The following is a 14,224-nucleotide window of genomic DNA, read 5'->3' as shown; positions in this document are numbered from 1 at the left end:
TTAGACTGATGAGGCAAAAAAAGACGGAGCTTGCATGCCAGCGAATGTGCAGGAATTTGGAGCCCCGCCGCCCGCCAAAACCACCAGTACGTCCGCCCCTCTTTCCGAACGGCGACAACTGCTATGGCTGGCAGCGGCAGTGGTCGTGGTATCGGCCGGCCTCATCGCCGGGGTACTGGCCTACCTGCGTGAGGAGGCCATTGACACAGCCGAGCGGCTGACCAACTCCTTTGCCCAGGTCATCGAAGAACAGACCACGCGCACGCTGCAGTCGGTTGACCAGAACCTGCAAATCACCGCCACCAAGTTGGCCCAGATGGGAGCGGCAGGCACGCTGAACGAAGCGTCCGCCAACCAACTGCTGCGCGACCAATTGCAATCCATGCCTTTTGCCCGCGGGCTACGCGTGACCGATGCGCAAGGCCGCATCATCCACGGCTCGGGTGTGGACCACCTGGATGCCGATCTGTCAGACACTGCATATTTCAAGGCCCTGCAGGCCGCGCCCCAAACCCCATTCCTCGTCAGCGCACCGGTCAAAAGCCGCCTCGATGGCTTGTGGCTGATACCGGCGGCCAGGCCCTTGTTGGGCGCAGACGGCGCCTTTGCCGGCACGGTCGTCGCGGCCATCGATCCGCTGTATTTTGACAAGCTGTGGCAGTCGATTGACCTGGGTGCAAACGGATCGGTCACGTTGTTCCGCAAGGACGGCGTGTTGATGGCGCGAAGCCCCTTCCACGAGTCCAGCATGGGCAAAAATTTTGCCAGCAACACGGTGTTTGTGGACTACCTGCCCAAAAGCGCCTCGGGCCAATTGCAGACCATCAGTGGCGTAGACGGCGTCTCGCGCCTTTTTGCCTACCGCACGCTGTCGGCCCAGCCGGAACTGCTTGTCATCGTCGGGCAGTCGTTCGAACTGGTTCTCAAACCCTGGCGCAAGCTGGCCCTGCTGGCCTTTGCGATCTGGCTGGCGGCCGCCATCGCGATTGCGCTGATGTGCCATTTTCTTGGCCGGGCCTGGCGGCAGAAAGCCCTGGTGCAGGCCGAGGCCGCTCAGGCGGCCGAAAGGCTGCGGCTGGCTACCGACGCGGCCGAAATCGGCGTCTGGGACTGGGACGTCACCCGCGCCGACCAGTGGTTCGCCAGCCCCACTTACTTCACGATGCTGGGCTACGAACCTTCGGAGGGGATGGCTGACCGGGCGCAATGGATCGCCCGCCTGCACCCCGACGACCGCGAGGGCGTCAACAGTCACATACAGGCCGTGCTGGGGGGAGCCGACATACCCTACCAGTACGAGGCCCGCATGCTGCACGCCAATGGCAGCTATCGTTGGGTCCGCGTGGTGGGGCGTGTGCTCGCCTTCGATGCCCATGGCAAAGCCAGCCGCTTGATAGGTGTGCGCATGGACATCACCGAGCGCAAGCACGCGGAAGAGGCCCTGCGCCAGAGCGAAGACAACCTGGCGATCACGCTGCAATCCATTGGTGACGCCGTCATCGCCACCGATGCCGCGGGCTTCATCACCCGCATGAACACCACGGCCGAGCGCCTGACGGGCTGGGCCCTGCAAGAAGCCCAGGGCCAGCCGCTGACGGACGTGTTCCACATCGTCAACGCCAAGACGCGCATGCTGGCCGTGGACCCCGTGCACCTGGTCATGCAGAAAGGCGAAGTGGTGGGCCTGGCCAACCATACGGCGCTGCTGGCCCGTGACGGCCAGGAGTACCAGATCTTCGACAGCGCGGCCCCCATACGCGACCGCACAGGGCAGATCGTGGGCGTGGTGCTGGTCTTCAGCGATGTGACCGAGCAGTACCGGGTGCGCGAGGAACTGGCCACGACCATGGACCTGATGGAGCGGACCAACGCGTTAGCCAGAGTCGGTGGCTGGCAGGTGGATGTGCGGACCCGTCAGCTCACCTGGTCCTTGCAGACCTTCCGGCTGCATGAGGTGGAGCCGCCGATATCCCCGGACATCGAGGGCGCAATGAACTTTGTTGCCGAGCATGCGCGCCCGCAGATACAGGCTGTGGTGCAGGCGGCTTTCGAACACGGCACTCCCTGGGATATCGAGCTGCCGCTCATCACCGCCAAAGGCCGGCACTTCTGGGCGCGGGTGCAGGGTTTTGCCGAGGTGGACGACGAGGGCAAGCCGACGCGCTTACTGGGGACGTTTCACGACATCACGGAGCGGCGCCAGGCACAGGCATCGGTGCTGCACAGCGAAAGCCGCTACCGCGCGCTGTTCGAATATGCGCCGGACGGCATCCTGATCGCCGATGCGCAGAGCAATTATCTGGACGCCAACGCCAGCGCCTGCCGCATGCTGGGCTACACGCGTGAAGAGCTGATCGGGCTGCACGCCTCCGACATCGTGCTTCCATCCGAGGTGCCACACATTGAGTCCGCGCTGGGCACCATCACCAAGCAGGAAGACTACCACCGTGAATGGCAGTTCCGGCGCAAGGATGGCAGCATGTTCCCAGCCGAGGTCATCGCCACGCAGATGCCGGACGGCAACCTGATGGGCATCATCCGCGATGTATCTGAACGCAAGCGCTCCGAGGCGACGATGCACGAAGCCATGGTGCACACCCAGACCATTCTGGACAACATCGTGGACGGCGTCGTAACCTTCAACGCCCAGGGCATCGTCGAGTCTTTCAACCAGGCGGCCAGCGCGATTTTTGGCTATGCACCGCAGGACATCATCGGATGCAGTGCGGCCATGCTGATCAGCGATCCGGACGCGCATTTTGAGGAAGACTACCTGCGCTACCGCTTCAGCTCGGAACGAACTGGCATTGCGAACCTCTCACGCGAGGTGCAGGGCCGACGCAAGGACGGCAGCCTGTTCCCCATCCACCTGTCGGTATCGCGCATCTTCCGCAACGATCTGGTCCACCTGATCGCCATCGTGCGCGACATCACGCAGCAGCGCCACGACGAAGAGGAAATCCGCCGCCTGGCCTTCTTCGACCCACTAACCGGCCTGCCGAACCGCCGCCTGCTGATGGACCGCCTGAAACAGGCCATGGCCACATCGGCGCGCACTGGCAAGCATGGCGCGCTGATGTTCCTGGACCTGGACCACTTCAAGCAGCTCAACGACACGCAGGGCCACGACGTGGGCGATCTGCTGCTGCAGCAGACCGCTGCCCGCCTGACGGCCTGTGTGCGCGACGACGACAGCGTGGCCAGACTGGGTGGCGACGAGTTTGTCGTCTTGCTCGAAGCCCTGAGCGCCAACAGCCATGAGGCGGCCCAACAGGCCGAGGCCATTGCCACCAAGTTGTTGGACGCGTTCAAGACGCCCTACAGCCTGAACAACTACAGCCACGAAGGTACGACCAGCATCGGCATTGTGGTGTTCATGGGCGACCTCGACTCCATGGACGACCTGCTGAAGAAGGCCGACCTGGCCATGTACCAGGGCAAGTCTGCCGGCCGCAACACCGCTCGCTTCTTCGACCCCGCCATGCAGGCGGCCGTGGCCGAACACGACTCCCTGGAGAAGGACCTGCGCCGCGGCATTGCGATGCGCGAGTTCGTGCTGCACTACCAGATCCAGGTCAACGGCGAAGGCCAGACCATTGGCGCCGAGGCGCTGGTGCGCTGGAACCACGTGCGCAAAGGCCTGGTCACCCCCGCGCACTTCATTGCACTGGCCGAGCAGACTGGTTGCATTCTGGCGCTGGGTCAGCAGGTGCTGGAAGCCGCCTGCGCGCAGCTGGCGGTATGGGCCGACCAGCCCGACCGCGCAGCGTGGACCCTGGCGGTCAATGTCAGCGCATCGCAGTTCGCGCAGGCTGCATTTGTTGGCAACGTGTCGCACGCACTGGCGCAGACGGGAGCCAACCCCAGGCTGCTGAAGCTGGAACTGACCGAAAGCATCCTGGTGCACGATGTTGACGACGTCATCGTCAAGATGGCGGCGCTCAAGGACATCGGCGTGGGCTTCTCGCTCGATGATTTCGGCACCGGCTATTCGTCGCTGTCTTACTTGAAGCGGCTGCCGCTGGACCAGCTAAAGATCGACCAGTCGTTTGTGCGCGATGTGCTGACCGACCCCAGCGACGCCGTCATCGCCCGCACCATCCTGGCCCTGGGTCACAGTCTGGGTTTGACGGTCATTGCAGAGGGCGTGGAGACCGAAGGCCAGCATGCGTTTCTGGCAGAGGCTGGGTGTGATGCGTTCCAGGGGTACTACTTCGGACGGCCTGGGCCGGAGGAGGCGCTGGGATAACTGGCGCAAAAGCCCAACCCGGATACCCGGGCTGGGCGCCCTCCTCTACGTCGAGCTCAGAGATCGAACCGATCCAAGTTCATCACCTTGGTCCACGCGGCGACAAAGTCCGCGACAAACTTCTGCTGGCCGTCCGCGCTGGCGTAGACCTCCGCATAGGCGCGCAGCACCGAGTTGGAGCCGAAGACCAGATCGGCACGGGTGCCGGTGTACTTCACTGCGCCAGTCTTGCGATCCCGGCCCTCAAACACTTCGCCCTCGCCGTCAACCGCCTTCCACACCGTACCCATGTCGAGCAGGTTGACGAAGAACACATTGCTGAGCACGCCCACCTGGTCGGTGAACACGCCGTGCTTGCTGCCATCGGCATTCGCACCCAACACGCGCAGGCCACCGACCAGCGCGGTCAGCTCGGGGGCTGTCAGCGTCAACAACTGGGCACGGTCGAGCAACAGCGCTTCGGTTGCGGCACCCATAGCACCCTTCTTGTAGTTGCGGAAACCATCGGCCGCAGGCTCCAGCGCGGCGAACGACTCCGCATCGGTTTGCGCTTGCGTCGCGTCCACACGGCCCGGCGCAAACGGCACTTCGACCGCAACACCCGCCGCCTTGGCGGCCTGCTCCACGCCCACACTTCCTGCCAGCACGATCACGTCGGCCAGCGACACCTTGCCGGATGCCTTTTGAATTTCCTGCAGTTTAGCCAGCGCAGTGATGGCGATCTTGTTGACGTCCCAATCCTTTTGTGGTGCCAGCGCCAGGCGCGCGCCGTTGGCGCCGCCGCGCTTGTCGCCGCCGCGGAAAGTAGAGGCCGAAGCCCACGCGACAGACACCAGTTCCGAGATCGACAGACCGGAGGCGGCGATCTTGGTCTTGATGTCCGCAATGTCTGCCGCCGTGGGTTTGAGCGTAGCAACGGGCAGCGGGTCTTGCCAGATCAAATCTTCCTTCGGCACTTCGGGGCCAAGGTAGCGCGCCTTGGGGCCCATGTCGCGGTGGGTCAGCTTGAACCAGGCGCGGGCGAAAGCTTCGGCGAAGGACTGTGGGTCGTCGTGGAACTTCTTGGAGATCTTGCCGAACTCGGGGTCGAAGCGCAACGTCAAGTCGGTAGTCAGCATCGTGGGTTTGTGGAACTTGCCCGCAATGTGCGCGTCGGGGATGATGTCCGGCGCGTCCTTGGCGACCCACTGCTTGGCGCCTGCGGGCGAGTGCGTCAACTCCCATTCGAACTTGAACAGGTTCTCGAAGAAGTTATTGCCCCACTGCGCGGGCGTGGTGGTCCAGGTGACTTCCAGGCCGCTGGACACCGTGTCTTTTCCGTGGCCTTGGCCAAAGCTGCTGTTCCAGCCCAGGCCTTGCGCTTCGATGCCAGCGCCTTCAGGTTCTGCGCCTTTGTGCGACTCGGGTGCAGCACCGTGGGCTTTGCCGAAGGTGTGTCCGCCGGCGATCAGCGCGACGATTTCTTCGTCGTCCATCGCCATGCGGTAGAAAGTGGTGCGGATGTCTTTGGCCGCGGCCAGGTAGTCGCCGCTGGCGTTGGGGCCTTCGGGGTTGACGTAGATCAGGCCCATGTGGGTGGCGGCCAGGTTCTTGTCCAGTTCGCCTTCGCCCTTGTTGCGATCAAATGCAGCGCCGTTGGGAGCGCTGAAGCGCTTGTCGGCGGCCAACCAGGAGGTCTCAGAACCGAAATTCACATCCATGTCGGGTTCCCACACGTCTTCGCGGCCACCGGCAAAGCCAAAGGTGCGAAAACCCATGGATTCCAGCGCCACGTTGCCGGCCAGGATGAACAGGTCGGCCCAGGAAATCTTTTGGCCGTATTTCTGCTTGATCGGCCACAGCAGGCGGCGCGATTTGTCGATGTTGACGTTGTCGGGCCAGGAATTCAGCGGCGCAAAACGCTGCTGCCCGCGCCCACCGCCGCCGCGACCATCGTCGGTGCGGTAAGTGCCGGCACTGTGCCAGGCCATGCGGACGAACTGCGGGCCGTAGTGGCCAAAGTCGGCGGGCCACCAGTCCTGGCTGTCGGTCATCAGTTTGACCAGATCGGCCTTCAGCGCGGCGTAGTCGAGCTTCTTGAATTCTTCGGCGTAATTGAACTTTTCGCCCAGGGGGTTGGATTTGTTGCCGTGCTGGTTCAACAGGTCCACGCGCACCTGCTTGGGCCACCAATCCTTGTTGGTAGTGCCGCCACCGGCTGCGTGGTGGAACGGGCACTTGGCTTCTGTCGTCATGGGTCTGTCTCCTGGGGTTGGGGGTAATGAACTGACGAGGGCCAGTGTAGATTTTCAATGCCTATCGATCAAGAAGGATTTATTAATTGAATCTATAGTGAAGTCCAATCCGCGTAACGCGTCGATCCATGGGCCTTACGATGCCACCAGGAGACAACCATGACAACCGCCACAACCCGCTATCCCCTGCCCGACCTCAACACCCTGCCCGACGACATCCGGACCAAGATTCTGGAGGTGCAGGAGAAGTCCGGCTTCGTGCCCAATGTGTTTCTGGCGTTTGCGCGCCGTCCGGCCGAGTGGCGCGCGTTCTTCGCGTACCACGACGCGCTGATGCTGCGCGCCGAGAGCAGCCTGACCAAGGGCGAGCGCGAGATGATCATCACGACCACCAGCGCGGCCAACCACTGCCTGTACTGCGTGGTGGCCCACGGCGCGATCCTGCGCATCTACGAGAAGAAGCCATTGGTGGCCGACCAGGTGGCCGTGAACTACCGCAAGGCCGACATCACGCCCCGCCAGCGGGCCATGTTGGACTTTGCAATGAAGGTCTGCACGGACAGCCACACGGTAGAAGACGCTGACTTTGACGCGCTGCACGCGCACGGCTTTGACGACGAAGACATCTGGGACATTGCGGGCATCACTGCCTTCTTTGGCCTCTCCAACCGCATGGCCAATGTGACCAGCATGATGCCCAACCCCGAGTTTTACCTGCTGGGCCGGGTACCGAAGGCCAAATAGGCACCTAGACCCCGTCCGCATTGCGCGAGTAGCTCCTGAATCGATAGCAAAACTGCCGCCACGGCTTGCCCCAGAAGGCAGCAGGGACGGCGGGCTTCCCTACAATCACGCCATGGCCATCCCGCAAACCTTCATCCAGGAACTGATCGCGCGTACCGACGTGGTGGAGATCGTGGGCCGCTATGTGCAGCTCAAGAAGGGTGGTGCCAATTTCATGGGCCTGTGTCCCTTCCATGGCGAGAAGTCGCCCTCGTTCTCGGTCAGCCCCACCAAACAGTTCTACCACTGCTTTGGCTGCGGCAAGAACGGCAACGCCATCAGCTTTTTGATGGACCACGCGGGCATGACCTTCATTGAAGCGGTGAAGGACCTGGCCGGCCAGTACGGCATGGTGATTCCCGAGGAAGAAGGCAGCCCACAGGACCGCGCCCGCGCCCAGGAGCAGCGGCAAAAACAAAACACCCTGACCAGCGTGCTGGAGAAAGCGTGTGACGCCTACAAGCGGGGCCTGAAAGAATCGCCGTGCGCCATCGACTACTTCAAGGGCCGCGGCCTGTCGGGCGAAGTCGCCAAGCAATTCGGCCTGGGCTATGCCCCCGAAGGCTGGCGCAGCCTGGCCAGCATCTTCCCGCAATACGACGACCCGCTCTTGGTAGAGAGCGGCCTGGTCATCCTGCACGAGGCAGAAAACGGCGGCGAGGAAAAGCGCTACGACCGCTTTCGCGACCGCGTGATGTTCCCCATCCGCAATATCAAAGGCGAGTGCATCGGCTTTGGGGGCCGCGTGCTGGGCGACGAAAAGCCCAAATACCTCAACTCCCCCGAAACCCCGGTGTTCAGCAAGGGCCGCGAGCTCTATGGCCTGTTCGAGGCGCGCAGCTCCTTGCGCGAGCATGGTTATGTGCTGGTCACCGAAGGCTACATGGACGTGGTGGCGCTGGCGCAGCTGGGCTTTCCCAACGCGGTGGCCACGCTGGGCACGGCCTGCACCAACGAGCATGTGCAAAAGCTGTTCCGCTTCACCGACTCGGTGGTGTTCAGCTTTGACGGCGACGCCGCAGGCCGCCGCGCCGCTCGCAAGGCGCTTGACGGCGCCCTGCCCTTTGCCACCGACGTGCGCAGCATCAAGTTCCTGTTCCTCCCCGCCGAACACGACCCCGACAGCTTTATCCGCGCCCATGGCAAAGAGGCGTTTGCCGACTACGTGTCCAAGGCCACACCGCTGAGCCGGTTTTTGGTCGAGGCGGCCCAGGAAGGCTGCGACTTGGCCACTGCCGAAGGCCGCGCCCACCTGTCCAGCAACGCCAAGCCGCTGTGGACACAGCTGCCCGAAGGTGCGCTAAAGCTGCAGTTGCTGGCCGAAATCGCCAGCCTGGTCCAGCTCAATAGCACCGAGTTGGGTGCGCTGTGGGCCAGTACTGCCGCCAAACCGGCCACCGAGCCACAGCGCCGTAAAACGGCCCCGCCGCCCCAGTACGACGGCGCGCCCGACGACGGTCACTTTGCTTACGAAGAGCCCGCCGAGCCCTGGATTCCACAGGAAGAGTGGAAAAAGAAAACCGACTGGAAAAAAGAGGGCTGGACCCCGCGCAGCGGCAAATGGGAAGGCAAAGGCGGCGGCCGCTTTCCCCCACGTGAGCCGCGCCCCAGCGGCCCACGCGCCAAGATTGACAGCCGCGCCGACCACGCCGCACGCATTTTGCTGAGCCATAGCGAGTTGTGGGAAGTGCTGTCCAGCGAAGACCATGGCCTGCTGTGCGAGCTGCCCTCACCGCATGGCGATCTGTTTATCTGGCTGGAAAGCCAACTCCACGAGCACGGCCCGGTGTCTCGGGGAACGTTGCGCGAGACAATCGTGGGTCACCCGGCCGAAGACCTGGCGATGCGCCTGCTGGCCGGCCCCAGCGTGGCCACGGAGCCGCTGGCCGAATCGGGGCCCGAACTGCGCGATCTGGTCAACCGCATGCTGATTGACCGCATCAAGGAACAGGAAACCGAGGCCATCGCGGCCTCCGCCCACGACGCCAGCGCTCTGCAGCGCTACCGGGAGCTGCAGCTGCGCCGCAAACAGCTGGAGTTGGCCGTGCAGCCCAACGCGGCGGCTTAACACAAAAATTGAATAAATCCGATTCCCCACTATAATGCTGGATTGTTTCGGCAAGAGCGACAGCAGCACCTCCGGGCCAGGCCAACCGTTGACACTAGTTCACGACCGGCCACCTTACCGCAAGGACTGCATTCCAAATGATCGCCCTCCCTTCTTGCCATTGGGGAATAACCTTCCCTGTCTTGCCACCTACTTCGCCTGTCGCGTGACGTAGCTGGTTCCTGTTCTGTTTGCCAGTTTTTTTGTTGTCCTGAGGTTTTTGCATGCCCGCTTCAAAATCCGCCAAGCCCGTCCAGCCTGCCAGCAAGTCCGCGTCGAAGACCGAAAAGAAAGCCTCCTCCGTGCCCGCATCCAAATCCAAAGCCGACCTCCTTGCCGCTGCTGACGAGTTACTGAAGAAAAAGAAACCCGGACGCCCTGCCAAGGCGGCCGCTGCCGAGTCCGACGCACCCGCCAAGGCCACGACGGGCGCCAAGCGCGGCCGCAAGCCCAAGGCAGCGGCCGAGTCATCCGGTGGTGGTGACGACATGGACATGTCGGACATCGAAGCAGACTTGGCCGGAGAGCCGGTTGTCACCCCGGGCGAGAAGGTCAAGCCCCTGCGCATGAAGATCAGCAAGGCGAAAGAACGCGCCTTGATGAAGGAATTTGGCCTGGACGAAACCGTCCTGTCTGAAGAAGACATGGCCAAGCGCCGTGCGCGCCTCAAATCCCTGATCACGCTGGGCAAAACCCGCGGCTACCTGACCCACGGCGAAATTTCCGACCACTTGCCCGACAAGCTGGTCGACGCCGAAACGCTGGAAGTCGTGATCTCCATGTTGAACGACATGGGTGTGGCTGTTTACGAACAAACCCCCGACGCAGAAACCCTGCTGCTGAACAACAACGTATCGACGTCCGCCACGGTGGAAGAAGCCGAAGAAGAAGCCGAAGCGGCTTTGTCGACGGTGGACAGCGAGTTCGGCCGCACCACCGACCCCGTGCGCATGTACATGCGCGAAATGGGCACGGTAGAACTGCTGACCCGCGAAGGCGAAATTGAAATCGCCAAGCGCATCGAAGGCGGCCTGATGGCGATGATGGAGGCGATCTCCGCCTCCCCCGCGACCATCGCCGAAATCTTGCGCCTGGGTGAAGACATCCGCGAAGGCAAGGTCGTTATCACCACCATCGTGGACGGCTTCTCCAACCCGAACGAGGCCGACGACTACGTGGCCGAAGAAGACTTTGACGAGTTCGACGAAGCCGACGATGACGACGGCAAGGGCGGCTCCAAGGCGCTGACCAAGAAGCTCGAAGAGCTGAAAAAGCAGGCGCTGGAACGCTTCGACAAAATGCGTGAGCTGTTCGAAAAAGTCCACAAGGTCTATGACAAGGAAGGCTACGGCACCCCGGCCTACGTGAAGGCCCAGAGAGCGCTGAGCGAAGAGCTGATGACCATCCGCTTCACCGCCAAGGCGATTGAAAAGCTGTGCGACATGGTGCGCGGCCAGGTGGACGATGTACGCAAGAAAGAGCGCGAGCTGCGCCGCATCATTGTGGACAAGTGCGGCTACCCGCAAGAGCACTTCATCGCTGACTTCAGCGGCCGCGACAAGAATGGCAACAAGATTGCCTCCAACCTGCTGAACCTCAAGTGGATCGAAAAGCAGGCCGCCTCCGGCAAGCCATGGGCTGCGGTCATGGGCCGCAACATTCCGCCGGTGCAAGACCTGCAGCAAAAGCTGATGGACCTGCAAGCCCAGGTGGTGGTGCCTTTGGACCAGCTCAAGGACATCAACAAGCGCATGAACGAGGGCGAGTACTCGTCCCGCGCGGCCAAGAAGGAAATGATCGAGGCCAACTTGCGCCTGGTGATCTCGATTGCCAAGAAGTACACCAACCGCGGTCTGCAATTCCTGGATCTGATCCAGGAAGGCAACATCGGTTTGATGAAGGCGGTGGACAAGTTCGAATACCGCCGCGGCTACAAGTTCTCGACCTACGCCACCTGGTGGATTCGCCAGGCCATCACCCGCTCCATCGCGGACCAGGCGCGCACCATCCGTATCCCGGTGCACATGATCGAAACCATCAACAAGATGAACCGCATCAGCCGCCAGCATCTGCAGGAGTTCGGTTTTGAGCCCGATGCATCGGTCTTGGCCGAGCGCATGGAGATCCCGGAAGACAAGATCCGCAAGATCATGAAGATCGCCAAAGAGCCGATCTCGATGGAAACGCCGATCGGTGACGATGATGACAGCCACCTGGGCGACTTCATCGAAGACAGCGCCAACACAGCGCCTATGGAAGCCGCGATGCAGGCAGGTCTGCGCGACGTGGTCAAGGACATCCTGGACAGCCTGACGCCCCGCGAAGCCAAGGTGCTGCGCATGCGCTTCGGTATCGAGATGACCTCCGACCACACCCTGGAAGAAGTCGGCAAGCAATTCGACGTGACGCGCGAACGCATCCGCCAGATCGAAGCCAAGGCGCTGCGCAAGCTCAAGCACCCCAGCCGCTCGGACAAGCTGCGCAGCTTCACCGATACGCTGTAAAGCCCGCCGGCTTTTACAAGCCATTTAGCGCCCCAGCCCACATGGAATGTGCGCGGGGCGCTATTTTTTTGATAGTACTTTTGTATTGCTACCCAATGGCCAACGATCAACCCTACCAACTTGCCGGCGTCATGGGCTGGCCCGTCGCCCACTCGCGCTCACCGGTCATTCACACGCACTGGATTGAAGAGCACCGCCTGCGCGGTGCCTATGTGTTGCTGCCCGTGCAGCCCGACACTATTGAACAGGCCTTGCGCGCCCTGCCCACCCTGGGTTTTGCCGGTTGTAACCTGACCATCCCGCACAAGGTGGCGGCCATGGCCATCGTGGACCACTTGGAGCCACTGGCCCAGCGCATTGGTGCAGCCAACACCATCGTGGTTGGCGCAGACGGATCACTCACCGGCCGCAACACCGACGCCTTCGGCTTCATCCAGAGCCTGCGCGATGCCGCCCCGGCCTGGCGCGCGGATGCCGGCCCCGCCTGCGTGATGGGTGCAGGGGGCGCGGCCCGGGCCGTGATTGCAGGTTTGCTGGACGAGGGCGCCAGCGAAATTCGCTTGAGCAACCGCAGTGACGCCAAGGCCCTAGACATGGCACAGGAGTTTGGTCCGCTGGTACGCGCCGTACCCTGGGCCGAACGCCATGAAGCATTGACTGATGTGGCCCTATTGGTTAACACCACCAACCAGGGCATGCACGGCCAGCCTGCGCTGGATTTGGCGTTGCACGCCCTGCCCTCCAGCGCACTGGTGTCGGACATCGTGTACGTGCCGCTGGAAACCCCACTGCTCACCGCTGCGAAGGCCCGTGGCAACACCACGGTCAACGGCTTGGGCATGTTGCTGAACCAGGCACGCCCAGCCTTTGAAGCCTGGTTTGGCGTATTGCCCGCGATTTCGCCAGCGCTGCTGGCCAAGGTGACTGCGACCTTCTAACGAAGGCCTTCAGAGATTGGCCTTGGCCGAGCGCTCGCGCACAAAGCCAAAGGCAAACTGCAGCACCTCTTCGAGCGACAGCTCAATGGCATGGCGCTCCTGCTCGGTCAGGTAGAACATCATGTCGACATCGTGGCGCACATAGCGTGCGGGCAGGCGATTCAGCGCCACACAGGCCGCATCGGCCAGCATATCGTTGGTGAAATCCTCAAACATGGGCGCGCGGCGCACCACTTCTTCGAAGACCAGGCGCTCGTAATAGTTGTGAACTTGCTCAAAGTTGAAATTCATTCCAGTCTCCAGATAGGGCTCGCCTGTGGGCCTCGACACGCTGAACTTAGCATCTCCCCGAAGGGCTGGCAAGAGCATCCGCACGGGTCTGAAAATGGTGTTTTTGAGGGTTAGCCCCCGAAAAATGAGCGCCACCAGCTATGAAACTTGTAGCAGCCAGAAATCTGCGATATAGTTTCCCCTCATTTCAGCGGTTCGTGCCATTGCGCACAACCAGTCATGGTCTAGACAAAGGGTAAGGTAATGAGTGCAAAAGAAACGGTCGCTGTGGGTCAATTGCTGGGATTGCTGGAATCCCGCTACGCGATTCGTGTTTTGTGGGCCTTGCGAGACGGCCACGCACAAACCTTCCGTCTGCTGCAAGACAGCGTGGGCGGCATCACCCCCAACACCCTGAACACCCGCATCAAGGAATTGCGCGAAGCCGGCCTGCTGACCCATGGCAGCGATGGCTACATCGTCACCCCCGCAGGCGCCGATCTGCTCAAACGTCTGGGCGATTTGCAGGCGTTTGCCGTCAAGTGGTCCACCAGCCTGGCCAAGAAGGCCAAGTAAACCAGCCCTCGGGCCCCTGGCGGGCCCCGCTCCCCCACAGACAGGTTTGACCTGTCTTTTTTTCGTCTGCGGCATAATTTAGGGTTTTCTGGCCCGTGAGCGCCTGTGCGCCGTGTGCTGTCAGCTACTGTTTTTATAGCAAAAAGGATTTTTTTCATGCAAACCACCGCCTCTGGCCTGCAATTTGAAGACACCACCGAAGGCACAGGCCCCGTGGCCACCAAGGGACAAAGTGTGACGGTGCACTACACCGGCTGGCTCTACAACGACAGCACCCAGGGTGCCAAGTTCGATTCCAGCAAAGACCGCAACGACCCCTTTGTGTTCCACCTGGGCGCAGGCATGGTCATTCGCGGCTGGGACGAAGGCGTGGCCGGCATGAAAGTGGGCGGTGCCCGCACCCTGATCATCCCGGCAGCCCTGGGCTACGGCGCCCGCGGCGCTGGCGGCGTGATTCCTCCCAACGCCACCCTGAAATTCGACGTGGAACTGTTAGGCCTGTCGGGCTAAAGCACCCCGTGGCACGCCAACGCGTGCCCAGCGCCTCTTGAAATGCTCCTTGC

At 62.1% G+C, this 14,224-nt stretch carries 9 protein-coding genes; 7 read left to right on the top strand and 2 right to left on the bottom strand.

The genetic code is table 11. The features are described 5' to 3' along the window. Window positions 1–34: 34 nt before the first annotated feature. The gene (locus tag AC097R_RS10260) at window positions 35–4,249 is read left to right on the top strand and encodes a PAS domain S-box protein (RefSeq protein WP_479597974.1); all 4,215 of its coding nucleotides are present in this window, start codon (window positions 35–37) and stop codon (window positions 4,247–4,249) included. A 56-nt stretch (window positions 4,250–4,305) separates the two neighbouring features. Here the strand turns inward: AC097R_RS10260 and katG are convergent, their stop codons facing one another. Continuing rightward, window positions 4,306–6,483, bottom strand: a complete 2,178-nt coding sequence (gene katG / locus AC097R_RS10255; RefSeq protein WP_479597973.1) for a catalase/peroxidase HPI — start codon at window positions 6,481–6,483, stop codon at window positions 4,306–4,308. 159 nt (window positions 6,484–6,642) lie between these two features. Between katG and AC097R_RS10250 the strand changes: the two genes are divergently transcribed. From AC097R_RS10250 to AC097R_RS10235, 4 genes are all read left to right on the top strand, one after another. Continuing rightward, window positions 6,643–7,227, top strand: a complete 585-nt coding sequence (locus AC097R_RS10250) for a peroxidase-related enzyme (protein WP_479597972.1) — start codon at window positions 6,643–6,645, stop codon at window positions 7,225–7,227. 112 nt (window positions 7,228–7,339) lie between these two features. Beyond that, a complete protein-coding gene (gene dnaG / locus AC097R_RS10245; RefSeq protein WP_479597971.1) occupies window positions 7,340–9,334 on the top strand; it encodes a DNA primase in 1,995 nt (664 codons plus the stop codon). Between the two features lie 263 nt (window positions 9,335–9,597). Next, window positions 9,598–11,877 (top strand): RNA polymerase sigma factor RpoD, encoded by a 2,280-nt coding sequence (gene rpoD / locus AC097R_RS10240; protein ID WP_479597970.1) that lies wholly within the window; start codon window positions 9,598–9,600, stop codon window positions 11,875–11,877. Window positions 11,878–11,972: 95 nt separating this feature from the next. Beyond that, window positions 11,973–12,815 (top strand): shikimate dehydrogenase, encoded by an 843-nt coding sequence (locus AC097R_RS10235; protein ID WP_479597969.1) that lies wholly within the window; start codon window positions 11,973–11,975, stop codon window positions 12,813–12,815. A gap of 9 nt (window positions 12,816–12,824) precedes the next feature. On the opposite strand, the gene AC097R_RS10230 is transcribed toward AC097R_RS10235, so the two are convergent. Beyond that, complete coding sequence (locus tag AC097R_RS10230; protein ID WP_310338287.1) at window positions 12,825–13,106, bottom strand: late competence development ComFB family protein; 282 nt, start codon at window positions 13,104–13,106, stop codon at window positions 12,825–12,827. Between the two features lie 243 nt (window positions 13,107–13,349). Here AC097R_RS10230 and AC097R_RS10225 point away from each other — a divergent pair, with 243 nt between their 5' ends. Both AC097R_RS10225 and AC097R_RS10220 read left to right on the top strand, forming a co-directional pair. Continuing rightward, window positions 13,350–13,661 carry a winged helix-turn-helix transcriptional regulator gene (locus AC097R_RS10225; protein WP_479597968.1) on the top strand — a complete coding sequence of 104 codons (312 nt, stop codon included), beginning with the start codon at window positions 13,350–13,352 and terminating at the stop codon, window positions 13,659–13,661. A gap of 156 nt (window positions 13,662–13,817) precedes the next feature. Continuing rightward, window positions 13,818–14,171, top strand: coding sequence for an FKBP-type peptidyl-prolyl cis-trans isomerase (locus tag AC097R_RS10220; protein WP_479597967.1), 354 nt, complete (start codon window positions 13,818–13,820; stop codon window positions 14,169–14,171). The last annotated feature ends 53 nt before the right edge of the window (window positions 14,172–14,224 follow it).

Source organism: Rhodoferax sp. ZS1R25, from assembly GCF_056521335.1.
Note: the sequence above shows the minus strand (reverse complement) of the source record. Positions and strands in the feature narration are given on the sequence as shown.